This is a genomic window from Shinella sp. (assembly GCF_049651085.1).
Lineage (GTDB): Bacteria > Pseudomonadota > Alphaproteobacteria > Rhizobiales > Rhizobiaceae > Shinella.
Window position 1 is genome coordinate 85,291 of sequence record NZ_JBASBL010000007.1, and the last position, 25,809, is coordinate 111,099.

General features: G+C 65.0%; 23 protein-coding genes and 1 tRNA gene. 15 read left to right on the top strand and 9 right to left on the bottom strand.

Annotated features, from left to right (window positions below):
* Positions 1–236: 236 nt before the first annotated feature.
* Positions 237–803: a hypothetical protein gene (locus WA950_RS03675; protein ID WP_424550327.1), complete on the top strand. Its 567-nt coding sequence runs from the start codon at positions 237–239 to the stop codon at positions 801–803.
* 106 nt (positions 804–909) lie between these two features.
* Here WA950_RS03675 and WA950_RS03680 read toward each other — a convergent pair whose 3' ends face one another.
* Together WA950_RS03680 and WA950_RS03685 are read right to left on the bottom strand one after the other, a co-directional pair.
* Positions 910–1,599 carry an HAD-IA family hydrolase gene (locus WA950_RS03680; protein WP_424550328.1) on the bottom strand — a complete coding sequence of 230 codons (690 nt, stop codon included), beginning with the start codon at positions 1,597–1,599 and terminating at the stop codon, positions 910–912.
* Between the two features lie 172 nt (positions 1,600–1,771).
* Positions 1,772–2,449, bottom strand: coding sequence for an ArsR/SmtB family transcription factor (locus WA950_RS03685; protein WP_424550329.1), 678 nt, complete (start codon positions 2,447–2,449; stop codon positions 1,772–1,774).
* Positions 2,450–2,520: 71 nt separating this feature from the next.
* On the opposite strand from WA950_RS03685, the gene WA950_RS03690 reads away from it, so the two are divergent.
* Both WA950_RS03690 and WA950_RS03695 read left to right on the top strand, forming a co-directional pair.
* Entirely contained in the window at positions 2,521–2,850 is a 330-nt protein-coding gene (locus WA950_RS03690; RefSeq protein ID WP_424550330.1) for an NIPSNAP family protein, read from the top strand.
* On the top strand, positions 2,847–3,194 hold the full coding sequence (locus WA950_RS03695; RefSeq protein ID WP_424550331.1) for an antibiotic biosynthesis monooxygenase family protein: 348 nt from the start codon (positions 2,847–2,849) through the stop codon (positions 3,192–3,194). The genes WA950_RS03690 and WA950_RS03695 overlap by 4 nt, the downstream gene beginning before the upstream one ends.
* A gap of 45 nt (positions 3,195–3,239) precedes the next feature.
* Here the strand turns inward: WA950_RS03695 and WA950_RS03700 are convergent, their stop codons facing one another.
* The gene (locus tag WA950_RS03700) at positions 3,240–4,910 is read right to left on the bottom strand and encodes a vWA domain-containing protein (protein ID WP_424550332.1); all 1,671 of its coding nucleotides are present in this window, start codon (positions 4,908–4,910) and stop codon (positions 3,240–3,242) included.
* A 235-nt stretch (positions 4,911–5,145) separates the two neighbouring features.
* Here WA950_RS03700 and WA950_RS03705 point away from each other — a divergent pair, with 235 nt between their 5' ends.
* Positions 5,146–6,276 (top strand): site-specific DNA-methyltransferase, encoded by a 1,131-nt coding sequence (locus WA950_RS03705; RefSeq protein ID WP_424550333.1) that lies wholly within the window; start codon positions 5,146–5,148, stop codon positions 6,274–6,276.
* A 325-nt stretch (positions 6,277–6,601) separates the two neighbouring features.
* Here WA950_RS03705 and WA950_RS03710 read toward each other — a convergent pair whose 3' ends face one another.
* Complete coding sequence (locus tag WA950_RS03710; protein ID WP_424550334.1) at positions 6,602–7,219, bottom strand: HAD family hydrolase; 618 nt, start codon at positions 7,217–7,219, stop codon at positions 6,602–6,604.
* Positions 7,216–8,307 (bottom strand): A/G-specific adenine glycosylase, encoded by a 1,092-nt coding sequence (gene mutY / locus WA950_RS03715; RefSeq protein ID WP_424550335.1) that lies wholly within the window; start codon positions 8,305–8,307, stop codon positions 7,216–7,218. Before mutY ends, WA950_RS03710 begins: the two co-directional genes overlap by 4 nt.
* A 207-nt stretch (positions 8,308–8,514) precedes the next feature.
* Between mutY and WA950_RS03720 the strand changes: the two genes are divergently transcribed.
* The 6 genes from WA950_RS03720 (at position 8,515) to ppdK (ending at position 19,438) form a co-directional block, all read left to right on the top strand.
* Positions 8,515–9,027: a DUF721 domain-containing protein gene (locus WA950_RS03720; RefSeq protein WP_424550336.1), complete on the top strand. Its 513-nt coding sequence runs from the start codon at positions 8,515–8,517 to the stop codon at positions 9,025–9,027.
* Between the two features lie 183 nt (positions 9,028–9,210).
* Complete coding sequence (locus WA950_RS03725; protein ID WP_424550337.1) at positions 9,211–10,047, top strand: DsbA family protein; 837 nt, start codon at positions 9,211–9,213, stop codon at positions 10,045–10,047.
* 75 nt (positions 10,048–10,122) lie between these two features.
* Positions 10,123–13,587: a chromosome segregation SMC family protein gene (locus tag WA950_RS03730; RefSeq protein ID WP_424550338.1), complete on the top strand. Its 3,465-nt coding sequence runs from the start codon at positions 10,123–10,125 to the stop codon at positions 13,585–13,587.
* Positions 13,588–13,696: 109 nt separating this feature from the next.
* A complete protein-coding gene (locus tag WA950_RS03735; RefSeq protein WP_424550339.1) occupies positions 13,697–16,336 on the top strand; it encodes a patatin-like phospholipase family protein in 2,640 nt (879 codons plus the stop codon).
* Positions 16,337–16,392: 56 nt separating this feature from the next.
* On the top strand, positions 16,393–16,539 hold the full coding sequence (locus WA950_RS03740) for a hypothetical protein (protein WP_424550340.1): 147 nt from the start codon (positions 16,393–16,395) through the stop codon (positions 16,537–16,539).
* Positions 16,540–16,759: 220 nt separating this feature from the next.
* Positions 16,760–19,438, top strand: coding sequence for a pyruvate, phosphate dikinase (gene ppdK, locus WA950_RS03745; protein ID WP_424550341.1), 2,679 nt, complete (start codon positions 16,760–16,762; stop codon positions 19,436–19,438).
* 32 nt (positions 19,439–19,470) lie between these two features.
* Here ppdK and WA950_RS03750 read toward each other — a convergent pair whose 3' ends face one another.
* Positions 19,471–19,725, bottom strand: a complete 255-nt coding sequence (locus tag WA950_RS03750; RefSeq protein WP_424550342.1) for a hypothetical protein — start codon at positions 19,723–19,725, stop codon at positions 19,471–19,473.
* A gap of 64 nt (positions 19,726–19,789) precedes the next feature.
* On the bottom strand, positions 19,790–20,170 hold the full coding sequence (locus WA950_RS03755) for a hypothetical protein (protein ID WP_424550343.1): 381 nt from the start codon (positions 20,168–20,170) through the stop codon (positions 19,790–19,792).
* Between the two features lie 233 nt (positions 20,171–20,403).
* Between WA950_RS03755 and WA950_RS03760 the strand changes: the two genes are divergently transcribed.
* Positions 20,404–21,309 carry a DUF1499 domain-containing protein gene (locus WA950_RS03760; protein WP_424550533.1) on the top strand — a complete coding sequence of 302 codons (906 nt, stop codon included), beginning with the start codon at positions 20,404–20,406 and terminating at the stop codon, positions 21,307–21,309.
* 14 nt (positions 21,310–21,323) lie between these two features.
* On the opposite strand, the gene WA950_RS03765 is transcribed toward WA950_RS03760, so the two are convergent.
* Complete coding sequence (locus WA950_RS03765) at positions 21,324–22,253, bottom strand: MBL fold metallo-hydrolase (RefSeq protein ID WP_424550344.1); 930 nt, start codon at positions 22,251–22,253, stop codon at positions 21,324–21,326.
* A gap of 320 nt (positions 22,254–22,573) precedes the next feature.
* Between WA950_RS03765 and WA950_RS03770 the strand changes: the two genes are divergently transcribed.
* The 4 genes from WA950_RS03770 to WA950_RS03785 all read left to right on the top strand — a co-directional run bounded on the left by WA950_RS03770 (position 22,574) and on the right by WA950_RS03785 (position 24,917).
* Positions 22,574–22,648 (top strand) — tRNA-Gln (locus tag WA950_RS03770).
* 391 nt (positions 22,649–23,039) lie between these two features.
* Positions 23,040–23,267 carry a Flp family type IVb pilin gene (locus tag WA950_RS03775; RefSeq protein WP_424550345.1) on the top strand — a complete coding sequence of 76 codons (228 nt, stop codon included), beginning with the start codon at positions 23,040–23,042 and terminating at the stop codon, positions 23,265–23,267.
* Between the two features lie 336 nt (positions 23,268–23,603).
* On the top strand, positions 23,604–24,053 hold the full coding sequence (locus WA950_RS03780; protein ID WP_424550346.1) for a DUF3597 domain-containing protein: 450 nt from the start codon (positions 23,604–23,606) through the stop codon (positions 24,051–24,053).
* Positions 24,054–24,212: 159 nt separating this feature from the next.
* Complete coding sequence (locus WA950_RS03785) at positions 24,213–24,917, top strand: SDR family oxidoreductase (RefSeq protein WP_424550347.1); 705 nt, start codon at positions 24,213–24,215, stop codon at positions 24,915–24,917.
* Between the two features lie 122 nt (positions 24,918–25,039).
* On the opposite strand, the gene WA950_RS03790 is transcribed toward WA950_RS03785, so the two are convergent.
* Positions 25,040–25,786, bottom strand: a complete 747-nt coding sequence (locus WA950_RS03790) for a class I SAM-dependent methyltransferase (RefSeq protein ID WP_424550348.1) — start codon at positions 25,784–25,786, stop codon at positions 25,040–25,042.
* Positions 25,787–25,809 lie beyond the last annotated feature (23 nt).

Here is a 25,809-nt window from a genome sequence, read left to right on the forward strand (position 1 = left end):
GCCGCAGGTCTCCTTGCGGCAGGTCGTGGCAATGTCATTGCGTCTTGCCCGTTCGCCTGGCGGAAAACGGGCCTCTCCGAAATTCTGCGCGCGGTTTCATTCGACAATCGATTTTTCACCACGCCGCTGCTATAGACCATCGCCTAGGGTCGTGAAAAGGCCCGTAAAACGAGTTCCGAAGGGCTTGGACGCCGGGGGCGGGGCCTGATTGCAGGGGTTGAAGCAACGTGTTTGGAATGACCATCCGCCGTTTTCTCGGCATTTCCCTTCTCGCCGTCGTCGCAGGCTGCAACCAGACAGACAAGCCCGCCGATCTCGGAGTGACGAGCGATCCGTCCGGCGTTCAGGCCGCGCACCAGCAGCAGACACAGACCGCTGTCGTGCAGGGTTCGTGCCCGCAGGTCTACCTGCGTGACGGCACGGCCGTGCTCCAGCGCCACGGCAAGGGTGCCAAGGACGACCCGCAGAACCTTGCCTATCAGGTGACGCTGGCCGACACGACGCGCCAGTGCGTGCTGAACGAAAACCAGCTCGTGATGACCGTCATGGTGCAGGGCCGTATCGTGACCGGACCGGCGGGCGCCGGCGGAAACTCCGTCAACGTGCCGATCCGCGTCAGCGTTCTCGATGGCAGCACCTCGCTCTATTCCGAGGTCGTGCAGCATCCGGTTGCGATCCCGGCCGATGGCGGCGCGGCGCAGTTCGTCTTCACGAAGACGGGCGTCGCCATTCCCGGCGGCTCGGGCGGCTTCACCAAGGTCTATGTGGGCTTCGACGACGGTGCGGTGCGCAAGAAGAAATAACGGGGCCGAAAGCCCTTGCAGGACAAAGGCCGCGGAAGATGCTTCCGCGGCCTTTGTTTTTGGCATGTCGCAGGCCGCTGCATGGTTTTGCGCGGCCCGCGTGAAATCAGATCGCGCCCTGCCATTCCGCCAGCGCGGCGATGACATCCGGCAGTTCGTTCATGCGCGAGATCACTGTTTCCGCGCCGGCTTCCGTCAGGCGGTCGGCGTGGGACGGATAGGTGTGCGAGGCGCCGGTGAAGCCGACGACGCGCATGCCTGCGGCCTTGGCGCCGGCGATGCCATGCACCGAATCCTCGATGACCAGCGTATGGGCCGGGTCCGCGTCGAACTGTTTTGCGCCGTGCAGGAAGATATCCGGCTTCGGCTTGACGCGATCCGGGCCGAGATCCTTGGCCGAATAGATATGCGGCGCGAAGACCTCCTTGAGGCCGACCTTCGAGAGCATCAGTTCCAGGCGGTGCGAAGCCGAGTTCGAGCAGATGCAATAGGGCTTGCGGATGCGCGAGAGCATCGACTTGACGCCGTCGATCACCTGCACCTCTTCGGCAAGCCGCGCATCGAGCAGCTTTTCCGACTTATCGAGCAGGGAGGCGGAGAGCGGAATCGACGCCTCGCGCTCGATGGTGAGCAGGATGTTGTGCCAGGTCATGCCGGCGAAACGCTCGCCCATTTCCTCGACACCGATCGGGTAGCCCGCCTCGGTGAGCAGCCGCGATTCCACTTCCGCCGCGATGATTTCCGAATCGACCAGAACGCCGTCGCAGTCGAAAATGATGAGATCGAAACCGTCCATGACCTGCTGTCTTTCAAAGAAGCAATCCCGGCAAGCGCCTGAAGCGGTTTTCGTCCGGAACTGCGGGAGAATGATGGGGCGTGACCGCCCGTGAAGCCGCCGCTTCCCTACACGAAAGGGGCCTGTGCGACAATTGCCGATTCCGGGAAAGAGCCATGCAGCGGCTTGCGTTTCAGGGAAACAGCGCCATGAACCGCCGCTCGCCCTCGCCGGTGAAGCGGATGGCGCGGCTGTCCTTTTCGCGTTTCGCCCAGCCGTCGCTGATGAAGCGGGCCAGCATCGCCTCGCCGAGCGAGCCGGAAAGGTGCGAGCGCCGCTCGCTCCAGTCGAGGCAGGTGCGGCAGACGGGGCGGCGCTGTGCCCTCAGGGCGGGAACGTCGATGCCAAGCGCCGCCACGCGCGCCTCGCCGGAGGGCGTCAGCGTTGCGTCGTCGCCGTCGAGCGTCACGTCGCCATAGGCAACCATCCGGTCCAGCATGCGCACGCCGAAATCTCCGGCGAGATGGTTGTAGCAGACGCGCGCCTTGCGAAGCGCCGGATCCTTCGGGCCGGGCCGGGTGCGCAGCAATCCGCGGCTGGCCGCAAAACCCATGATGCTTTCGAGCAGCAGCCCCACCTCGTCGTCGGCAAGCGCGAAATAGCGGTGCCGGCCCTGCTTGCGCTGGGCAACCAGCCCGCCGGCCTCCAGCCTTGAAAGGTGGGAGCTTGCCGTCTGCAGGGTGATGCCAGCCGCACCGGCAAGTTCCGTCGCGGTCAGCGCCTGCCCGCCCATCAGCGCGGTCAGCATGTTGGCGCGGGCGGGGTCACCGATCAGCGCGCCGATCTGGGAAATGTCCGGTCCTTCTTTCATAGTTCGATGATAACCGAAGCATTCGCGTCCGGCAATGTGGGAAAAAGACTCCGTCAGACAAGGAGACCCCGATGATCACCTGCTTCATCCGCTACGAGATCGACCCGTTCCGCAAGGACGACTTTGCCGTCTATGCCCGCAACTGGGGACAGGCGATCCCGCGCTGCGGCGCCGACCTGATCGGCTATTTCGGCCCGCACGAGGGCTCTTCCACCATGGCCTACGGCGTCTACAACATCGAAAGCCTTGCTGCCTACGAGGCCTATCGCGCCCGGCTTTCGGCCGATCCGCTGGGCCGGGAGAACTACGCGTTCGCCCGCAAGGAGCGCTTCATCCTCAAGGAGGACCGCATCTTCCTGAAGAACGTCTCGCTGCCGCACGCGCCGAAGGTGACGCCATGATCGCGGTGATCTTCGAAGTGGTGCCGGCGCCCGGCCGCATGGACCTCTACCTCGATACGGCGCGGGACCTGCGCCCGCTGCTCGAAAACATCGACGGCTTCATCTCCATCGAGCGCTTCCGCAGCCTGACCGACCAGACGCGGCTGCTGTCGCTCTCCTTCTGGCGCGACGAGGCGGCGGTGAAGGCCTGGCGCAACACCGAGGAGCATCGCGCCGCCCAGTCCCTCGGCCGCAACAACGTTTTCGACGCCTACCGGCTGCGCATTGCGAGCGTCGTTCGCGACTATGGCCTCAACGATCGCGACGAAGCGCCGGAGGACAGCCGGGCGTTTCATGCGGCCTGAAGAGAAACGGCCCGCTCCTGGCGGGCCGCTTGCTGTTCGCGGTGCCTACTGCACCGTCACTTCCGAGCGCTCGCCGGCCGTAACTGTCGCCTTCGCCTCCTTCGGCGCCACGTCGCCCTCGTATGTCACGCGAACCACATAGTCGCCGGGCGGCACCGTATCCTGGACCTCGGCGCCGTAGCTGGTGGAGATGGACTTCTGCTTGCCCTGGATGTCCTTCTTCGCGTCGAGAATCTCGATGCTGGAGGCGTCGGGCGCAGTGATCGCCAGCACGCCGGCATTGATGTTGACGATGACTTCCGTCATCTCGCCGGCCTTGACGGTGAAGGGAACTTCTCCCGTCGCCGAGCCGAGCTTGGCGGTCATCACGAGGTCGCCGGGCGGCACGTCCAGTTTCGTGCCGGTGCCGTAGCTGTAGGCGATGCTCTTGCGCTTGCCGTCGATGGCCTTTCTGGCCTCGACCACCTCGAAGAACACGTCGCCGGAATCGACCTCCGGCCCGCCTTCCGCATAGACCGCCTTGTTGAGCACGATGCCCGCGCCGATCACCAGATCGCGCTCGAGCGTCTCGCCGGCCTTGATCGCGACGGTTTCCTCGACGCTGGAAGGCCCGATCTTGCCCCTCAGCCGCACGTCGCCGGCAGATGCATAGAATTTCGCCGTGCCGTAATAGGTCGTCGAATAGCCGCCGAAGGCGATTTCGACCGACGCATTGGAATCGGCCTCCGCATCCTGCGGCGTGCGCTTCGGGTTGATCGTCAGGTGGCCGGCATCGAAATTCACGAAGGGCCTGGCGATTGCCCCTTCCTTCACCTCGAAGGGCGCCTGGCGGTTGATCGCGCGTTGCAGCATCGCGACGGCGACATATTTGCCCGGCGGGTAGTTGCCGGAAAAAGCGCCCTTGTACTGGCTTTCGATGGAATCGCCGGAAGGCGCGCCGTTCGCATCCGCCTTGTAGATCTCCCAGAAGACATCGTCGCTCGTGCCAAGCGACGGGCCGCCTTCCGCAAGAACGCTGTCGAATTCGGTGTTGAACTCGATGGCCGGTTCCGGCTCGGGTGCGGCTTCCACGACTTCCTGTTTCGGCTTGGACATCGGCGCGTCCACCACCGTCTCCGTCAGCGCGGCGACAAGCTGGGGCGCGTCGGCGGCCTGGAAATATTTGCCGCCGGTGTTTTCCGCAAGGCAGGCGACCTGCTTGCCTTCCTCTTCCGTCAGGCCGAAGCCGACGACATGGGTGGTGAAATCGACGCCCTTGCTTTCAAGCGCCGAGGCGAGGGCGCAGGGATCGGCCTCGCAGGTCTCCAGCCCATCCGTCACCAGGACGACCGTCGCCTTCTCCTCGGTATATTTGAGGATGTCGGCAGCCTGCTCGACGGATTGCGTCAGCGGCGTCTTGCCCTTCGGGTTGAGGCCGTTGACGAAGGCGGTAATGGTGTCTTGCGTGCCTGCGCCAGGCGGCACGGCCAGCTCGATATCGTTGCACGAGCCCTTCTCGCGGTGGCCGTAGACCATCAGGCCCAGCTCGGTGCCGGAAGGCACCGATTTCAGCACCGTGCCCAGCGTCTCGCGGGCGATCTCGATCTTGCTTCGTCCGCCGATCTGGCCCCACATGGAGCCGGAAGCGTCGAGCACGATCATCGTCTTGTCGGCGGCGATGCCCTCGGTGGCGGCAAGCAGCCCCGCCACAAGCATGAAGACGGCTTTCAATCGCACGATTGTCCTCCTCCTTTGCGAAAGACGCAGCCACCCTCGTTCCCCGGATGCGGCTCTGTCACCCGGGAAACGTGCGGGGAGCGGCGTCTATTCGCCGCTGCTTGAATTCAATGTCTGGTGCCGCTGGCGAATGGTTTTCGCTTTTTCTCCAATCCCTTCAGTCTTTGGTAACCATCTTCGGTAACCATAAGCACCATCAAACGCCGTTCCCAGTAAGCGTATCAGCGAGTATCAAATGCCATCTGTTCTTTCGCTTGCAGACGTCTCCCGTTCGCCCCGCAAGAGCGGTTGGCTCGACACGATCATCAAGGGCGATTGCGTCGCCGCGCTCGAGGCGCTGCCGGACCAGTCCGTCGACGTCATCTTTGCCGATCCGCCGTACAACCTCCAGCTTGGCGGCAATCTGCACCGGCCGGACCAGTCGCTGGTCGATGCCGTCGACGACGAATGGGACCAGTTCGCCTCCTTCGAGGCCTATGACGCCTTCACCCGCGCCTGGCTGCTGGCCTGCCGCCGCGTGCTGAAGCCCTCCGGCACGATCTGGGTCATCGGCTCCTACCACAACATTTTCCGCGTCGGCGCGACCTTGCAGGATCTCAATTTCTGGATCCTCAACGACGTCATCTGGCGCAAGACCAACCCGATGCCGAACTTCAAGGGCCGCCGCTTCCAGAACGCGCACGAGACGATGATCTGGGCGACCCGCGATCCCAAGGCCAAGGGCTATACGTTCAACTACGATGCCATGAAGGCCGCCAATGACGACGTGCAGATGCGCTCGGACTGGCTGTTCCCGATCTGCAACGGCGGCGAACGCCTGAAGGGCGCGGACGGCAAGAAGGTGCATCCGACGCAGAAGCCGGAAGCGCTGCTTGCCCGCATCCTGATGGCGTCCTCCAAGCCCGGCGACGTGGTGCTCGACCCGTTCTTCGGTTCCGGCACGACCGGCGCCGTCGCCAAGCGCCTCGGCCGCCATTTCGTCGGCATCGAGCGTGAACAGGCCTATATCGATGCCGCCCGCGAGCGCATCGAGGCGGTCGAACCGCTCGGCAGCGGCACGCTTTCCGTGATGAGCGGCAAGAAGGCCGAACCGCGCGTCGCCTTCAACACGCTGCTCGAGAGCGGCCTTCTCCAGCCGGGCACCGTGCTGACGGATGCGCGCCGTCGGCACAGCGCCATCGTGCGGGCAGACGGCACGCTCGCCTCGGGCAGCGAGGCAGGCTCGATCCACCGTGTCGGCGCGAGGGTGCAGGGGCTTGACGCCTGCAACGGCTGGACCTTCTGGCACTATGCGGACGGGGCCGAACTGAAGCCGATCGACGCGCTGCGCGCCGTCATACGCTCGGGAATGGCCGGCCTCGAATAGATCGCCGTTTCCCGTTAAAACTGTTCTCCAGCTGCGACCTCCGGTGTTCCCTGCACCGGGGGTTGTGGCTTTCAGGGGCTATGGTCCCGCTATTGCCTGTCCCCAACTTCGGCACGTTCGATTCAGGTGATGTTAACCATCATGCGCTTACTGTCATCTGGCAAATACATCAGGCCAAGCAACGGAAAACGTTGTGGAAAGCCAAGGCCGATCAACCGGCAAGGCAGGCCGGATATCGCTTTTCCGGTTTTTGTACCTTCAGTCCCGGAAATGCGAAAACGCCCGGAGCCCAATAGGCTCCGGGCGTTTCGGTTTCTGGCTTTTTTCAAAGCGCGATGCCGTGCGCGGCAAGGTCGCTCTTCAGCTTTTCCGGATCGGTGAACAGCACGGCGTTCCAGCCGGCAAGGCGCGCGCCCTCTACATTCGCCGGGGCGTCGTCGATAAACAGCGTATGGGCCGGTGACAGGCCGAAGTCGCGTGCGTGCTTCTCGTAGATCGCCAGATCAGGCTTGATGAGGCCGACCTCGCCGGACACGGTGACGCCGCGCGGCATGTCGAGGAAGGGGAAGAGCTTGCGGGCTTCCTTGAACGTATCGGCCGCGAAATTGGTGAGCATGGTCACGTCGCGGTCCTGCCGGATCAGCGCCTCCATGATCGCGACGCTCTCCACATAAGCGTGCGAGACCATCTCGTGCCAGTATTTGCGGAAGGCGCGGATATGCTCGACGCGGTCGGGAAAAGCCTCGATCAGCAGCGCCTCGGCCTCCTGCCAGTCGCGCCCGCGATCCTGCTCCAGGTTCCAGTCGTGGGTGCAGACATTGGCGAAGAACCAGTTGCGGTCGGCATCATCAGGAATGAGGCGGGTGAAGGGAATATGCGGATCGTAGTGGATCAGCACCCTGCCGATGTCGAAGACAATGTGTCGGATTTCGATGCTGGTCATGCTTTCCTCGCCTTCTGAAATGCGTCGGGTATCGCTTGTTTTATTGCCTTCTTCATGACGGTCGGCAGCGCTTCGCCGTCGAGCGTCTCCTTCGGCTGCCACCACCCGTCGCCCGCGCCCGCAGTCCGCAACACCTTGGAACGGTAGACGGTGAGGCGCAACTCGAAATGGGTGAAGACATGGGTGACGGTACCGCTCGCCTGCCATTCGGCCGGGAAGGGCGCGGCCGCGATGTCCGTCTCGCCGTCGATGCGCGCCGTCCAGGCGCTGCCCGGCACTTCCGTCATGCCGCCGAGAAGGCCGGTTGTCCCGCGCTTGCGCAGGAACACCGCGCCCGCCTCGTCCTCAGCGATGAAGGCCGCGCCGAGCCGCACCGGCTTTTCCTTCCTGGCGGCCTTGCGCGGATAGAGTTCCGGGTCCTCTCGCCCGAGCACCCGACAGTCCGCGTTGAAAGGACAGAGCGCGCAGGCCGGCCGGCGCGGCGTGCAGATCGTCGCGCCGAGGTCCATCATCGCCTGTGCGAAATCGCCGGGCCGGTTCTCCGGCGTCATGGCGGCCACGAGCGCGCGCATTTTGGGCTTTGCGGCGGGAAGGGGCGTCTCGATGGCATGGAGGCGCGAGATGACGCGCTCGACATTGCCGTCCAGCACCGCGCTCTTACGGTTGAACGCGATGGCGGCGATGGCGGCGGCCGTATAGTCGCCGATGCCCGGCAGGGCCTTCAGCCCCGCCTCGCTATCGGGAAACACGCCGCCATGCTCGAAGGCGACGGCCTCGGCGCATTTCTTGAGGTTGCGGGCGCGGGCATAGTAGCCAAGCCCGGCCCAGGATTTCATGACGTCTTCCGTGTCGGCGCGGGCAAGATCGTTCACCGTCGGCCAGCGCCCGGTGAAAAGCGCGAAATAGGACTTCACCGCCCCGACCGTCGTCTGCTGCAGCATGACCTCGGACAGCCAGATGCGATAGGGATCGGGCGTCACGCCGCGCGCCGCCATCGGCGGGCTCACCCGCCAGGGCAGATCGCGGTGGTGCCGGTCGTACCAGGCTAGAAGGAGGTCTGCGGGCGCGGTCCGGTGGGCTTGGGTCATGGTTTGCCTGAACGGATCGGAGCGACCCTCTTTCGTAACGCGGTGCCTGGCGCAAAACCGCTGCACACTTTCGCTGGAATTGCCCTATAACTGGCGGAGTGATCCGCGATCTTCAAGTGCTTCGCGGCGGAAACAGGAATATTTTCCCTGCCGCAACTCCAGTGAAAATGTGCGGCGGGATCGAATGAAACACAGACAAGGCAAAGCGTGAACAGCAAACCCCAGAAGCAGCGCCGTGGCATCGTGCAGATCAGCGAAGTGGCCAATGCCCTGATCGATCCGGTTCTGGCCAAGCGCGCCGGCATCAACACGATGCTGCTCGGCTCGTGGGACGAGATCGCCGGTTCGCAATTTGCCGATTGCACGCGACCCGAACGCATCGCCTGGCCGCGCCGGGCCTCCGAGATGGCGGGCGAGGGCGGCGGTTATCAGCCGGGCGTGCTGACGATTGCCTGCGAAGGCGCGCGCGCGCTCTTCCTCAGCCACCAGCAGGGCGAGATCATCCAGCGAATCAACGGCTTCTTCGGCTTCCCGGCAATCAGCCAGATCCGCATCGTGCAGAAGCCGGTTGCCGCCCAGTCGCGCCGCCGTCCCAAGCCGTGTCCGCTGACCGGCGAGGCCGCGCGCCACCTCGACGAGCTGGTGGAGGGCATCGAGGGCGAAGCGCTGAAGGCGGCGCTGAAGAGGCTCGGTACTGCGGTGATCGGACGCCGCCGCTAGGCCGGATGCGATCATCGAACGGTCACAATTCTTTGAAGTTACTGGCCTCAACGCCGCTTGTTCCTGCCCCAAAGCAGGTATAACGGGGGTACGCAGAGCAATTCCGGGAAAAGTGCGAAGCGGTTTTCCGGCCTATTGCATCAACGGATCAAGAATTCCCTATCCCTTCCGACAGGAGAGACCATGTCCCTTTCCGAAATGAGCCTGATGAAGCGCCTCTTTTCCGGCGTTGCCGTTGCGGCGCTCGCCGTGACGCTGGCCGCCTGCTCCGACGACAAGAAGGAGGAGACCGCCAAGGCTCCCGAAACCAGCCAGACGGCGACCAGCGAAAGCGCAAGCTCGACGCCGGCGACGACCGAGGCCGAAACCACGACGACCGCCAGCACGACAGAGACGGCCCAGGCCCCTGCTGCCGAGGCGAAGTCCGTCGAGCTTCCCACCGCTGACGGCGATGTGGACATGGCCGAAGCGGTGAAGCCCGGCTCGCTGCCGGACATGACGCTCGGAGAGGCCAATGCGCCGGTGACCATCGTCGAATACATGTCGACGACCTGCCCGCACTGCGCGACCTTCCACAACAACACGTTCGATGCGATCAAGACGAAGTATGTCGACAGCGGCAAGGTTCGCTTCATCCTGCGCGAATTCCCGTTCGACCCGCGCGCTGCCGCTGCCTTCATGCTGGCGCGCTGCAAGCCGGCCAACCCGGCCGAGCTGTCTGACGCTTCGCAGTATTTCCCGATGATCTCCATGCTGATGAAGCAGCAGGAAACCTGGGCTGCGGCACAGGACGGCCGCGAAGCGCTGCTCCAGATGTCCAAGCTTGCCGGTTTTACACAGGAGAGCTTCCAGGCCTGCTTGACGAACCAGAAGCTTCTGGATGATGTGAACGCGGTACGTGAACGCGGTGCCAAGGAATTCGGCGTCAATTCGACCCCGTCCTTCCTCATCAACGGCAAGCGCTATTCGGGGGACATGTCGGTTGACACCATGTCGGCCCTCATCGACAGCATGCTCTGATCCTTCGACCGGATTTCCGGCGGGCGACGGCGGAAGCCGTGCGCCCGCTTTTTACTTTGAGGGCAAGGTGAACGCATGAAGTTCACCAAGCTTCGCCTGCTGGGCTTCAAGTCCTTCGTAGAACCCACCGAATTCGTCATCGAGCGGGGCCTGACCGGCGTCGTCGGGCCGAACGGCTGCGGCAAGTCGAACCTTGTCGAGGCGTTGCGCTGGGTGATGGGGGAGAACTCCTACAAGAACATGCGCGCGTCCGGCATGGACGACGTCATCTTCTCGGGATCCGGCAACCGACCGGCGCGCAACACCGCCGAAGTCGGCCTCTATCTCGACAATTCCGACCGCACCGCCCCCGCCGCCTTCAACGGCGAGGACGAGATCCAGGTCACGCGCCGCATCGAGCGCGAGAACGGCTCGGTCTACCGCATCAACGGCAAGGAAGCGCGCGCGAAGGACGTGCAGCTGCTGTTTGCCGACGCCTCGACCGGCGCGCGCTCGCCCTCGATGGTCGGGCAGGGCCGCATCGGCGAACTCATCCAGGCCAAGCCGCAGGCCCGCCGCCAGCTGCTCGAAGAGGCGGCCGGCATTTCGGGCCTGCATTCGCGCCGCCACGAGGCGGAGTTGCGCCTGCGCGCCGCCGAAACCAATCTTGAGCGGCTGGACGACGTCACCTCGCAGCTCGAAAGCCAGATCGAAAGCCTGAAGCGCCAGTCGCGCCAGGCGAACCGCTTCAAGGCGCTGTCGGCCGATATCCGTCGCCACGAGGCGATGCTGCTGCATATCCGCTGGGTGCAGGCCAAGGAGCAGGAGGGTGAGGCGGAAAGCCAGCTCAACCAGGCGACCTCGCTTGTCGCCGAGCGCGCGAATGCGCAGATGCAGGCCGCCAAGGACCAGGCCGTCGCCAGCCTGAAGCTGCCGGAATTGCGCGAGAACGAAGCGAAGCTTGCCGCCGTGCTCCAGCGTCTCCAGATCGCCCGCACGCAGCTGGAAGAGGATTCCGCCCGGCTGCTGCGCCGCCGCGACGAACTCACCCGCCGCCTTGCGCAGCTTGCCGAGGATATTTCCCGCGAAGAGCGCATGGTGGCTGACAATGCCGCCGTGCTGGAGCGGCTGACGACGGAAGAGGAAGAAATCGGCGAAATCCTCGCCGAGGCCGACGAGCGCGCGCAGTCTGCTCGCGAGGCGATGGACGGGGCCGCCGGGAAACTTGCCGAAAGTGAAGCCGCCCTTGCCACGGTCACCGCCGCGCGGGCGGAAGCGCAGGCAGTGCGCAACCAGCTTGAAAAGGCGATCCGCGATCTTTCCGAACGCCACCTGCGGCTCGACCAGCAGCTCGATGCACAGGCGCGCGAGCTGACCGAGATGGACGCCCGCATCGCCGCGCTGCCCGACCCGGAAGAACGCCGGGCGGACGTTCAGCGGGCGGAGGAAGCGGTGGAAGCGGCGGGCGAGTTGCTCGTGGCTGTCGAGGAGGCGCTGGAGGAGGCCCGCTTCAACGAATCCGCCCTGCGCGGTCCGGTCGATGGCGCCCGCGCCCGCCTTGCCGGTATCGAGACGGAGGCCCGCACCATCCGCCGCATGCTGGAGGCGGGTGTTGCCGGCGGTTCCTTCGCGCCGGTGGTCGAGGATGTCGATGTCGACCGGGGATATGAAACCGCGCTCGGTGCCGCGCTCGGCGACGATCTCGATTCTCCGGCGGATATCGCCGCCCCCGTGCACTGGCGCCTGTCGGGTGACGCTTCGGGCGATCCGGTGCTTCCGCCCGGCGTTTCCGCGCTGGATGCCCATGTCCGCGCGCCTGAGGTGCTGCACCGCCGCCTTGCGCAGATCGGTGTTGCCGGCAGCCTGGAACAGGCGTTGTCGCTGTTGCCGCAGTTGAAGCCCGGCCAGCGGCTCGTGACCCGCGAAGGCGCGGTCTTGCGCTGGGACGGCCATGTTACCGGCGCCGATGCGCCGAGTGCCGCCGCGCTCCGCCTCGAACAGAAGAACCGCCTCGCCGAGCTCCAGGCCGAGCTGGAAGAGGCTCGCGCCGCCCTTGCCGGCGCCGAAGCCGATCTTGCCCGCGCCACGGAAACGATCCGCGCCGAAACGCAGCGCCAGCAGCAGGCGCGCGAGGCGCAGCGCGCCGCCGTCCGTTCGCTTGCCGAAGCCCGCGAGGCGCTGGAAGCCGCCGAGCGCGCTTCCGGCGATTTCATCCGCCGCCGCGCCGTACTCTACGAGACGAGGGGACAGGTTGAGGCGCAGGTGGAGGAGGCGGCAGAATCGCTGGAGGATGCACGCGCCGCGCTGGAAGACGCACCGGATCTCGCCGATCTGGAACTCGGCCTTCGCAGCCGCACGATGGAAGTTGCGACCGACCGGGCGACGCTTGCCGAAGTGCGCGCTGCCCATGACGGTCTTGCCCGGGAAATGGCCGACCGCCAGCGCCGGCTGATGTCGATTGCCGCCGAGCGCGAGACATGGCGCAGCCGGGCGGCCAATGCGCAGGGCCACATCACGACGCTGCGCGAGCGCGAGGAGGAAGCCCGCGAGGAGATGGAGGAACTGGCCGAAGCGCCGGACGAGATCGAGGAAAAGCGCCGGGAGCTTTTGACCGGCCTCACCAATGCCGAAGCCGCCCGCCGGGAGGCCGCAGACGCGCTTCAGGAAGCGGAGAACCGCCAGCGCGAGGCCGACCGCATCGCCGTGACGGCCCTGTCGCAGCTTGCCGAATCGCGCGAAACCCGCGGGCGCGCCGAGGAGCGCCTTGTTTCCGCCCGCGAACGCCGGGTCGAGGGCGAGACGCGCATCCGCGAGGCGCTATCCTGCGCGCCGCACGAGGCGCTGCGGCTCACCGGCCATGCGGTCGATGCGCCGTTGCCGGACCCCCGCGAGCGCGAACGCGAACTCGACCGGCTGAAGATCGAGCGCGAGCGCCTTGGCGCGGTGAACCTGCGCGCCGAGGAAGAGCAGACGGAACTCACGGAAAAGCGCGATGCCATCGTCGCCGAGCGCGAGGATATCATCGAGGCGATCCGCAAGCTGCGCTCGGCCATCCAGAGCCTCAACCGCGAGGGCCGCGAGCGGCTGCTGGCCGCTTTCGACGTGGTGAACGTGCAGTTCCAGCGCCTCTTCACCCACCTTTTCGGCGGCGGAACGGCGGAGCTGCAACTGATCGAGAGCGACGATCCGCTCGACGCCGGTCTTGAAATCCTCGCCCGCCCGCCGGGCAAGAAGCCGCAGACCATGACGCTGCTTTCGGGCGGCGAGCAGGCCCTGACGGCCATGGCCCTGATCTTCGCCGTCTTCCTCACCAATCCCGCGCCGATCTGCGTTCTGGACGAGGTGGACGCGCCGCTCGACGACCACAATGTCGAGCGCTACTGCAACCTGATGGACGAGATGGCGGCCTCCACCGAGACCCGCTTCGTCATCATCACCCACAACCCCATCACCATGGCCCGCATGAACCGCCTCTTCGGTGTCACCATGGCCGAGCAGGGCGTCTCGCAGCTGGTGTCGGTTGACCTGCAGACGGCAGAACAGCTGCGCGAAGCCGTCTAGCTTTGCGAGGCGGCGGCGCGATGCGCGGCCGGAAAAATACAATTTGTAATTTTGAAGCACTGCCATACCCTGTCGCAGGATATTCCGGGAACGATATCCGGGGGGTGTCATGGCTGATGTTGTCGATGGCAATGGCGGGCCGCAGGACGGACGCGAGCAGCAGGCGGGAAAGGCCACCACACCGCAAGAGGCGGGCAGGCGGGTCGAGCCCCGGACGTTCGACACGGTCTTCAAGGAGGAACTCCGCGAGGTCGTCGGCGCGGCCGAAATGGAAACCAAAGCGGAGTGGGCGGCGCCGCGCAAATCGAAGGATTCCCGGGAGATCGGCCTCTCGCTGTCCGGCGGCGGCATTCGCTCGGCGGCCTTCAGCCTCGGCGTCGTGCAGGCCCTTCACGTCCATGGCCTCTTTCCCAAGATCGACTTTCTCTCGACCGTTTCCGGTGGCGGCTATACCGGCGCGGCGCTGATTGCCGGCATCAAGCGGCTTCAGGGCAAATTCCCCTTCGGGATCGATGAAACGACCGACCGGCTCGGCATGGGAGCGAACGAGATCGCCGACAACGATGTCGTGCGGGACCTGCGCGACCGCAGCCGCTACCTGATGCCGACGGGCAAATTCGACCTTGTCGTCTCGCTCGGGATCATCCTGCGGGGGCTGGCGGTCAATGCGGTCATGGTGGCGGCCGCGATTTTCCTCGCCGCTAGCCTGACGCTTCTCGCCAGTCCCACGCGGGAGGCGCTCGGCCTTTCCTGGGTCCATACCGCATTCGGAGAGGAAGCCGGCAGCAAGGTCTATCTTGGCACATGGCTGGTGCTGACGAAGCTATTGGGTGTGGCGCTCGTCCTCTGGCTTGTGCTGTGGGGGCTGGTCCGGTCCGCCGCGCGCGGCGACAGCGATCAGTCGGACCCCGGTTCCCGCTGGGCCGGGCTCACGGCCGTGTTTCTCGTGGTGATCTTCGTGGTCTTCCTCTGCGAGTTGCAGGCGCCGATCATCGCGAAGCTGCTGCAATGGCGCGATACGGGCAGCATCTGGACAGGCTGGTTCTCGTTCCAGACATCGGCCTTCGTGTTGCTTTCCGGCAATGCGCTCCTCACCGTCTTCTGGCGCACGCTCGTCGGCTACATGCAGGCCGCCGACAAGAACGGCCCGTGGCGCGCCCGCTTCGACAAGATCGTCAGCGGTCTGGTGCTCGTCCTGCTCGCCGCCGCGCTGCCTCTCCTGCTCTACGTTCTCTATCTCTGGGTGGTGGTGCTGGCCCTGCATGATCATGGCAAGGGGCTCCCTGCCGCGTTCGTCTTCCTGCCGGATCGCCTCGGAGCGATCTGGCTCCTGCTTCTGCCGCTCTGGCTCATGGTGTCGGTCGCCATCTGGTCCTTTATGGTCGGGCTCGTGGGCGAAACCCTCCTGAGCCGGCGCTGGTGGAAAGAAGGCGCGTGGCGGAGCGCGGGCAGCGTCCGCTCGCTTGTGGCGATCGTCCTGCTTCTGGCGGTCGTCCTGTTCGTCGGCTGGAACCTGGCGCCGCATCTGGAGGCGTGGCGGCGCGGGGTCTATCGCATCGCGATCGACTATCTGGCGCTCTCCATGGTGCTGGCGATGGTGGGCAGCCTTTTCACCGAGAATGCGAATTCCCTTCATCGTCTCTATCGCGATCGTCTCAACACCGCGTTCAACATGGGGGACGGCAACCGGAGCTATCGGCTCACGGAACTTGCCACGGTGGGAAGCGGCGCGGACGAGCGTCCGCTACGGCCGCAGCTGATCGTCAATGCGGCGGTCAATATCCAGCATTCCGAGCACAACAAGCGGGCGCGCGATGCGGATTTCTTCACCTTCACGCCGCGGCATGTGGGGTCGGAAACGACGCAATATGTGCCGACGGAAGAGTACCAGAAGGCGGAGCCGTCTCTCGATCTTGCCACGGTGGCGGCAATTTCGGGGGCCGCCGTTTCCTCCGCCATGGGGCGGGCGGGGATCCCGCTCGTTGCGCCGACGCTAGCGCTGCTCAACATTCGCCTCGCCTACTGGCTGCGCAACCCCAACCGTCTTGTCGTCGGCAAGACGGGCAGCAAGGCGTCCGCATCGGACTTCAAGATCCCCTATCTCTTTCTCGAGATGTTCAAGCGGCTCGATGAGAACCGGCCGAAGGTCTATGTCTCGGACGGCGGGCATATCGACAATCTCGGGCTCTACCAGCTCCTCAAGCGCCGCTGCGACGTGATCGTGGTGTCCGACGCGGAGGCCGATCCGGCCATGACCTTCTCCGCCTTCGTCGATGTCGAGCGCTTTGCCCGCATCGACCTCGGCATCCGCATGGACGTGCCGGTCGCAGCCATCCGCGAGGCGGTGCTGAAGCGGCAGGCAGAGCTGAAGAAGGCGGATGTCCTGTCCTTCAAGGCGCCGGCGCATGGCCACGCGGTCGTCGGAAAGATCAGCTATCCCGCGCTTTTCGAGGCGAACAGGCAGGTCGCGCCGGAGAAGGAGGGGATCCTCGTCTATATCAAGGCTTCGGTCACGGGCGACGAAAGCACCTATGTGCTCGACTACGAGAAGCGCTACCCGAGTTTCCCGCATGAATCGACCGGCGACCAGTTCTTCTCCGAAGAGCAGTTCGAGGCCTACCGGGCGCTGGGTTTCCACGCCATGTCGCATGGGCTGAAGGATTCGGACGGGACGGCGCAGTCCGATACGCTGCGCAACCGGCTCCAGATCATGCTGACGCGCGACCCGCCGGAACAAAATCCGCCCTGACGCATTGACCGGCGCCTGTGCGATCCACAGGCATCCAGTTCAATTGGGGATCAAACGTGAATAGAAATGCACTCTACATGATCATCGGCGCCCTCGTCGTCGTGGTGGCCGGGTTTTCCTACTATGCCTACCAGCAGGAAAAGAAGCCGGACGGCGTCGAAATCCGGGTGGACGAGCAGGGGCTATCCATCGAAGGAAACTAGAACATTTCCAGCTGAAGCGGCATCGCTATTGCGGTGAAAATCGTTTCATCTGGCGGTCGCAGGCCGCGTTCCTCCCGGAGCGCGGCTTTTTGCATGGGATTTCCTGCGTTGTTGCGCTGCCGTCGCAATTTTGACGCAGTGCAGCAAATAACCTGTCATGCCGCGTTTTCAAAGGGATGCACTTCCTGTAGATTGCGCTAACGCATTTGGGGAGGCGTCGATGGAGAAGTGGGTCTATACCTTTGGGGGAGGCCGTGCCGAAGGCAGCGCGGGCGATCGCAATCTGCTCGGCGGCAAGGGCGCGAACCTTGCCGAAATGTGCAATCTCGGCTTGCCGGTGCCGCCCGGCCTCACCATCGTCACCGCCGCCTGCAATCATTATTACGACAATGGCCGCGCCCTGCCTGAGGGCCTGAAGGCCGAGGTGCGGACAGCGCTCCGCCAGATGGAGACGATCACCGGCCGCGTCTTCGGCGATATGTCCAGGCCCCTCCTGCTGTCCGTGCGCTCGGGCGCGCGCGCCTCCATGCCCGGCATGATGGACACGGTGCTGAATCTCGGCCTCAACGACCACACGGTCGAGGCGCTCGGCCACGACGCCGGCGATGCGCGCTTTGCCTGGGACAGCTATCGCCGCTTCATCCAGATGTATGGCGATGTCGTCATGGGGCTCGACCACGAGGTCTTCGAGGAGATTCTGGAGGATGAGAAGGGCCGGCTCGGCCACGAGCAGGATACCGAACTCTCCGCCGTCGAGTGGCAGCACGTCATTGCCCGCTACAAGGAAATCATCCGGGAAGAACTGGGCGAGGAATTCCCGCAGGATCCCGAGGTCCAGCTCTGGGGGGCGATTGGCGCCGTCTTCGCCAGCTGGATGAACGCCCGCGCCATCACCTATCGCACGCTGCACAATATCCCCGCCGTCTGGGGCACGGCCGTCAACGTCCAGGCCATGGTCTTCGGCAATCTCGGCAATTCGTCCGCCACCGGCGTCGCCTTCACGCGCAACCCGTCGACGGGCGAGAACAAGCTCTATGGCGAATTCCTCGTCAATGCGCAGGGCGAGGATGTCGTCGCCGGCATCCGCACGCCGCAGAACATCACGGAAGAGGCGCGCATCGCGTCGGGTTCCGACCGCCCGTCGCTGGAAAAGCTGATGCCCGAGGCCTTTGCCGAGTTCCGCGGCATCTGTGACCGGCTGGAGCGGCATTACCGCGACATGCAGGACCTCGAATTCACCATCGAGCGGGGAAAACTCTGGATGCTCCAGACCCGCTCGGGCAAGCGCACCGCCAAGGCGGCCCTGCGCATCGCCGTCGACATGGCGACCGAGGGGCTGATCAGCGAAGGCGAGGCCGTCGCGCGCATCGATCCCGCCTCGCTCGACCAGCTGCTGCACCCGACCATCGATCCGCGTGCGCGCCGCGACGTCATCGGCTCCGGCCTGCCGGCCTCGCCCGGTGCCGCGACGGGCGAGATCGTCTTCACCTCGGAAGAGGCGGTGAAGGCGGAGGACGAAGGCCGCAAGGTCATCCTCGTGCGCATCGAGACAAGCCCGGAAGACATCCACGGCATGCATGCCGCCGAAGGTATCCTGACCACCCGCGGCGGCATGACGAGCCACGCGGCGGTCGTCGCGCGCGGCATGGGCACCCCTTGCGTGTCCGGCGCGGGCACGCTGCGCGTCGACCTGCGCAACGAGCTGCTGATCGCGCAGGGCATCACGCTGAGGAAGGGCGACATCATCACCATCGACGGGTCTTCCGGCCAGGTGCTGAAGGGCGAGATTCCCATGCTCCAGCCGGAGCTTTCGGGCGATTTCGGCCGCATCATGGAATGGGCCGACCGCACGCGCCGCATGAAGGTGCGCACCAATGCCGAAACCCCGGCGGATGCGCGCGCGGCCCGTTCCTTCGGCGCGGAAGGCATCGGCCTGTGCCGCACCGAGCACATGTTCTTCGAGGGCAGCCGCATCAATGTGATGCGCGAGATGATCCTGGCCGAGGACGAGGCCGGCCGGCGCGCGGCGCTCGGCAAGCTGCTGCCCATGCAGCGCTCGGATTTTGCCGAACTGTTCGAGATCATGCACGGCCTGCCGGTAACGATCCGCCTGCTCGACCCGCCGCTGCACGAATTCCTGCCGAAGAGCGACGAGGAGATCGCCGAAGTGGCGAGCGCGCTCGCAATCGACGAGACCGTGCTGCGCCGCCGCGTCGATACGCTGCACGAGTTCAACCCCATGCTCGGCCATCGCGGCTGCCGGCTCGCGATTTCCTATCCGGAGATCGCCGAGATGCAGGCCCGCGCCATCTTCGAGGCCGCCGCCGAGGCGGCCCGCACGACGGGCGCTGCCGTCGTGCCGGAGATCATGGTGCCGCTCGTCAGCCTCAAGGCTGAGCTGGATTATGTGAAGGCGCGCATCGAGGCGGTCGCCCAAGCGGTGATCGCCGAGACCGGCGTTGCCATCGAATATCTCGTCGGCACGATGATCGAGCTGCCGCGCGCGGCCCTTCGCGCCCATGTCATCGCCGAATCGGCGGAATTCTTCTCCTTCGGCACCAACGACCTGACGCAGACGACCTTCGGCATTTCGCGCGACGATGCGTCCGCCTTCCTCTCGACCTATATCCAGAAGGGCATCGTCGAGCAGGACCCGTTCGTGCAGCTCGATTTCGACGGTGTGGGCGAACTCATCCGCATCGCCGCCGAACGCGGCCGGCGCACGCGCAACGACCTCAAGCTCGGCATCTGCGGCGAACATGGCGGCGATCCGGCCTCGATCCATTTCTGCGAAGAGGCGGGGCTTGACTACGTGTCCTGCTCGCCCTTCCGCGTGCCGATCGCGCGGCTTGCAGCGGCACAGGCCGCCTTTAACGGCAATTCCAGCAAAAGCGCGTAGCGGTTTTGCGCCAAAACAAGGCCTGAACCGCCTCAGTGGCGGCGTTCGTGTACGACGATGACGGGCGGCGGCATGAAGAGCGCGTCGCGGCTCGACTGGCGCAGGCTTTGCCTGCGGTCGAGGTCGATGCGCTGAAGGCATTCGGCAAAGGCATCGGTGCGGGGGCGGAAGCCGTATGATGCGCAGCGGTTCTCATCGTTGGCGCGAACCTCCTCCGCCGTCTGGCACCCTGCCAGAAGGATGGCGGCGGCGGCGAGGACGGCTAGTCTTGGAAAGATCGTGGACATGCAGGCTCCGGGCGAACTGTTACGCGCCATGGAGATAGGCCTGTCGGCTCCTGCCGGCAAGGTCTCAGATGCGTTCGAGCACATCGACGAAGGCATCAGCGAAACGCTTCAGGCCCTCGGTGTTTTCATCGGGATGCTCCACCCGGATCGTCGCGCCTTCTGTATCGAGCAGAGCGAAAACCACGGCAAGCGCGCCGTCTTCGCCCTTCGGCACGCGTAGCGCCGCGATGCGCAGGCAGTCTTCAGCAAGGCCGGAGGCGGGCAGGTCGAAGAGGAAATCGCCGCCGACCTGTGTTGCGGCATGGCGCACCGCCTCGGCAAAGCCTTCCTCCTCGCCGGCAAAGCCGTCGAGCGAAAGTTCGAGTTCCAGAAGTTCCAGGGGGAGGGCGGGCTCGCCAGCATTGGTGGCGACAGGTGTGTCGGCAGCGGTCTGCGTCGGCAACATCGTCTTGCTCCTAGCGCAGTTCCGTCGGCGCGGAACCGCATGAAAACAAACTTCCCCCGTCGGTGAAAACTCGTTAACGAGCATGGCAATTTTGCGGCACGCAAGGATTTTCGCCGCGCGTGGCCGGCAAGTCACGGACGCAATGCCGCACCGGAGCGGTGGAAAAACGCAGCGCTCTGCGCTAGGAACAGGAAGCGGCAGCGGCGCCGCGCGCATCCGGTGAGGCCATGGCAATCACGATCCAGTACGAACGGCCCGTTTCCCATGCGGCGCACTGGGCGCGGCGTCTGGCGCTGTTTTCCTGCCTGCTGTTCATTGCCGTCGTGCTGTCGCACCGCTTCGGGCCGCTGACGACGCCGCATTTCCTCGTACTCGCCGGATTTGCCGCCGCCATGGCGGGGCTCGCCTTGCTGCTGGCGGCGTTCGGCCTGGTGCGCCTCTGGCAGATCGGTGCGCGGGGCGGCAAGGCGTCCTTCATGGCGCTGCTGCTGTCGCTGCTGCCGCTCGGCGTGGCCGGGGCGGCCGCCTATTCCTATTTCTATAATCCCGCGCTCTACGACGTGACGACGGACGCCGCGATGCCACCGCCGTGGCTTGCCGTGCCCGCCGTCCAGCAGGACTGGCTGCCGCGCTCCAGCGTGGTGACGCAGCGTGACCGCGAGGTGCAGCTCGAAGCCTATCCCGGCCTGTCCGGGCGGCGCTATGAAGGCGCGCTCGATCGCGTCTATCAGGGCGTGCGCAAGGTGGCGACGGCCTATGGCATCACGATCACCGTCGAGGACGGGCTCGACAACATCCTGGCCGACCTCGAAGACCTCGTCGTCGATCCGGCCAAGACGGCGCGCAGCGCCGAACTGGCCAGCGAGGTGCCGATCCCCGAGGCCCGGCCGCTCGAAACGCCGCTCACCCCCCGCATCGGCGGCCCAGGCGACGTGCTGCTCCAGGGCGAATGGCGCTCGCCGGTCTTCGGCTTCCGCTTCGACGTGGTCATTCGCCTGCGCGAGGAGGCGGAAACGACGCTGGTCGACATGCGCGCGGCCTCGCGCTACGGGTCGCACGATCTGGGCATGGGCGCGCGCATGGTGGAAGGCTACCTCAAGGCGCTCGACGCCGAACTGCTCGGCATTGCGGGCGACTGAGGCGGAAGGGAACGTCAGGGGGCAGGGAAATAGAGCCCGGCCAGCGAGGGCGGTCCCTCGGTGACGACCTCGCCGCGCGCCACGAGATCCTCCAGATGCGCCAGCACCGAGAGCGCCGCTGCGCCATGCAGGCGCGGATCGGTCTCGCGGTAGATCACCTTCACCATGTCCGCGATCAGCCGGTCGCCGACACGGATGCGCTCGCGCACCGCCCGCTCGCGCATGCGCCGGTGGGTGCGAAGCCCCCGCAGGAACGCGGCAGGCTCCGTCACAGGCCCGCCATGGCCGGGGAAGTAGATGCGGTCGTCCCGCTCCAGCAATCGCTCCAGCGAGGCCATGTAGTCCGCCATGGCGCCATCGGGCGGGGCGACGATGGTCGTCGCCCAGGCCATGACGTGGTCGGCGGAAAACACGATGCCGTCCGGCCCGTCCAGCGCGAAGGCCGCGTGGTTGGCGGTATGGCCGGGCGTCAGCAGCGCCGTCAGCGCCCAGCCGTCGCCCTCCACCCTGTCGCCATGGCCGAGCGTGACATCCGGCACGAAGTCCGTATCGGAGCTTTCGGCGAAGGGATTGCTTTCGCCGGCATGCAGCGGACGCGCCGCCCGGTGGGGGCCTTCCGCCACTATGGTCGCGCCGGTCTCGGCCTTCAGGCGGCGGGCGAGGGGCGAGTGGTCGCGATGGGTGTGGCTGACGGCGATATGTGTCACCTCGCGGCCGGCAAGCGCCTGCATCAGCGCGTTGAAATGCGCCTCGTCTTCCGGGCCGGGATCGATCACCGCCACCGAACGGTCGCCGACAATGTAGCTGTTCGTGCCGTGGAAGGTGAAGGCGCTTGGATTGTTGACGGTGAGCCGCTGCACGCGCGCGGCCACCGGCAGGGCCTCGCCATAGGCCGGCTTGAATTCCAGATCGAAATGCGGGCTTTCGTCCTTGCCGGTGCTCATGGCGCGCGTCGCCTGTATTCGAGTTCCATGGCACTCATCGGCCTGTCGCCGCCCGGCTCGAAATCCGGGCACACGGCGCACGCGAGCCCATCGTCGAGAAGAGCGCTGGGCACGGCCGGCGGACGGGCGTGGGACTGGGGCATGCGGGATCCTTGGCAAGGGCAGGTTTCGGGCCGGACCCTATCGCCGCGCACCGGACCTGCCAAGCGCGAAGCGGCCCGGCCGGGCGAAATCGGCGAGGGGCTTGAGAATAATCGCACGAATGCGGAAGTTAACCATTGTCCGCACCGTCCCGCTTTGCTATCAGGCTCCCGCCGTGGTGGGGCGTCGCCAAGCGGTAAGGCACCGGTTTTTGGTACCGGCATTCCCAGGTTCGAATCCTGGCGCCCCAGCCACGGTTTATTTTTCAATAAAGTACTTGAAAACATTGGCGTTGAGTAAGTGTTGCGGACGCATGGATGCTTCACGCGGACCTTCTTTGCTCAGCAAGCGCACGAGCATGCCGAAGGGCAGCTTGCCTTGAAAATATCTGGCTCGTTCTGGGCCATCTGACCCGAAATGAAACCTATGCTGTTTTCTTTCTATTTTAGGGCGGAGATATCTAAACGGCGAATAGGGGGCGGGGCTTAACTGCCGGAAGTGCTCTCAAAGCGGTCGTGTTTTAGCGATCAAATTTATATACGATTAACCGACTTATTTATGCCTTTTTCAATCTCCGGTGGGCATAGTTGCTTCATCTGAGACACATGGAACCTTCTCAGTCACCTGTTCATATGGAGAAACTACATGACGAAGCTTCTTGCACGCCTGATGAAAGATGAATCTGGCGCGACGGCCATCGAATACGGCCTGATCGCTGCACTTATTTCTGTTGCTCTCATCGCGGGTGCAACGACGCTCGGCGGAACGCTGAACGAAACCTTTGGCGCACTCTCGAATAAGATGGACGAGGCACAGGGCAAGCATCTCGGCGGCGCCGCTGGCGGCACTGGCGGCACGGGCGGCACCGAGTAAGCCTCACGCAATCTTGACGTCGCGTGAGTTCCGCTCCGCCTAGGAGTTGGAACAATACAAACTGTAAGCCGGCCTCGCTTTGCGGGGCCGGTTTTTTGTTGCATGAGTAGCCGGGCGGCGAGTTCACCTATTCTAGGGGATTGAGCTTTTCCTTCAGCTTTCTGACTCCGGTATCGGCTTTTCCCCGAAAGCGTGGCGGAGCGTGGACGCCAGGCGGCAGGCCGGCGATCTGCCGGCGCGCGGGAATACGAAGCAACTTCATTGAAATGACGGGCAAGCTCCCTATTATCTCGTCACGCGGGGTCAGAGCCGGCGAGAATCAACAGGGAGTCAGATATGGGTATTTTCAGTTCCATCAAGGAAAAGCTGTTTGGCAAGGCAGCGCAGGACACGTCTGCGGAAACCGCCGCAAACGAGACGATCACCGCCGGAAGCACCAAGCCGGTGACGGCCGACGTTTCCGCGACGCCGACCACCGCCGGCAACGATGCGGCTGCAAAGCCGGCCGAGAACAAGACGGCTGGCGCTGCGGTGGATGTCGCCGCCATCATGGATGCAGCGGTCAAGAAAAACGGCCAGAAGCTCGATTGGCGCCGCTCCATCGTCGACATGATGAAGGCGCTCGACCTGGATTCCAGCCTTTCCGCCCGCAAGGAACTGGCCGATGAACTCGGCTATACCGGCGACAAGAACGATTCCGCCACCATGAACGTCTGGCTGCACAAGGCGCTGATGAAGGCGCTGGCCGAGAACGGCGGCAAGGTTCCGGCCGACCTCCTGGACTGATCCACGATCCCGGACCGATCCACAATGAAGCCCGCCGGTCATGCCGGCGGGCTTCGCATTTCCAGCCCTGCCATCCAGCCGTGCATTTTGCACGCAAGCCCCTTCGTTCATGCCGGCAGATAGTGTTATCACCGTCTTTCAACAATGGGAGACAACAGCATGAGCATGAACAAGGTAGCGGTCATCACAGCCGGCGGCAGCGGGATGGGGGCGGCGGCTGCACGGCGGCTGGCAGCGGACGGATTCAAAGTGGCGATTCTCTCCTCCTCCGGCAAGGGCGAGGCGCTGGCGAAGGAACTGGGCGGCCTTGGCGTCACCGGCTCCAACCAGTCGAACGACGACCTCAAGGGGCTGGTGGACCTTGCCGTGTCGACCTGGGGCCGCATCGACGTGCTCGTCAACAGCGCCGGCCATGGCCCGCGCGCCGAAATCACCGCGATCACCGACGAGGACTGGCACAAGGGCATGGACACCTACCTGATGAACGTCATCCGGCCGGTGCGGCTGGTGGCGCCCGTCATGAAGGCGCAGAAGTCCGGCGCGATCGTCAATATTTCCACCGCCTGGGCCTTCGAGCCTTCGGCGGTCTTCCCGACCTCGGCCGTTTTCCGCGCCGGTCTTGCCGCCTATACGAAGATCTTTGCGGACACCTATGCGGCGGACAATGTGCGCATCAACAATGTCCTGCCGGGCTGGATCGACAGTCTGCCGGGCACCGAGGCGCGCCGCGAAAGCGTGCCGATGAAGCGCTACGGCACGATGGAGGAAATCGCCGCCACTGTCGCTTTCCTCGCCTCCGAGGGCGCCGGCTACATCACCGGCCAGAACCTGCGCGTCGATGGCGGCATGATGCGTTCGATCTAGCATTTCCAGCCGAAGCGTTCTCGCTTCGGCGTCGGACAATGCGGCAGGCGAACACTGCATTTCCAGCCGAAGCGATTTCGCTTCGGCCTCGGACAATGCGTTAAAGCCTGATGTTGCGCATGTCAGGCGAGGGCGCCGAGGGGGATCAGTTCCTTGGCGCCCGGCTGCCATGCATTGCCGTCCCAGTCGCCCAGCCAGCGCTCGACCGCAAGGCCGGCTTCGGCGATCAGCGCCTCCAGCTCCGCCTTTTCGGGGAAGGCGATGCGGGACGTGGCCGAAAGGCGCACGCCCGTCGCGCGGATCTCGTAGTGGGTCTCATAGGTGACGATGCCGATCGCGGCGTCGAAATCCACGTCGTTCCACGCGGCGACCGTACCGAAGCGAGGGTGCTCGACGAGACGCATGGAGGCTTCCGGCCCCCATTCCTCCCATTCCCGACAGGTGGGGTTGCGGCTGTCGAAGATGAAGCGGCCACCGGGCGCAAGATGCGTGGCGATGGTGGCAAGGACCGCCCGGCGATCCTCTACCGTCAGGAAGACCTGGAAGGCGTGACCGGTCAGCACGACAAGATCGAAGCGGCGGGCAAGGCGCACCGTGCGCGCGTCGCCTTCCACGAATGTCACGCCCTGCGCGCCGGTTTTTTCCCTGGCGATGGCAAGCATGGGAGCGGCCGGATCGACCCCGGCAACGGTTCTGCCGCCCGACAGGGCAACGGCAAGTTCACCCGTGCCGCAGCCGAGGTCGAGCACGCTTGCCGCGCCCTCCGCAAGCGCCCGGCAGAAGGCGAAGTCTCCCGACCGATCCCAGGCGTTTTCCAGATCGTAGAAATCGGCAAGCGCCGGGTCGTGATACAGGCGGTCTTCGTCCATTCTCTCCTCCAGAAAAAAGGGCC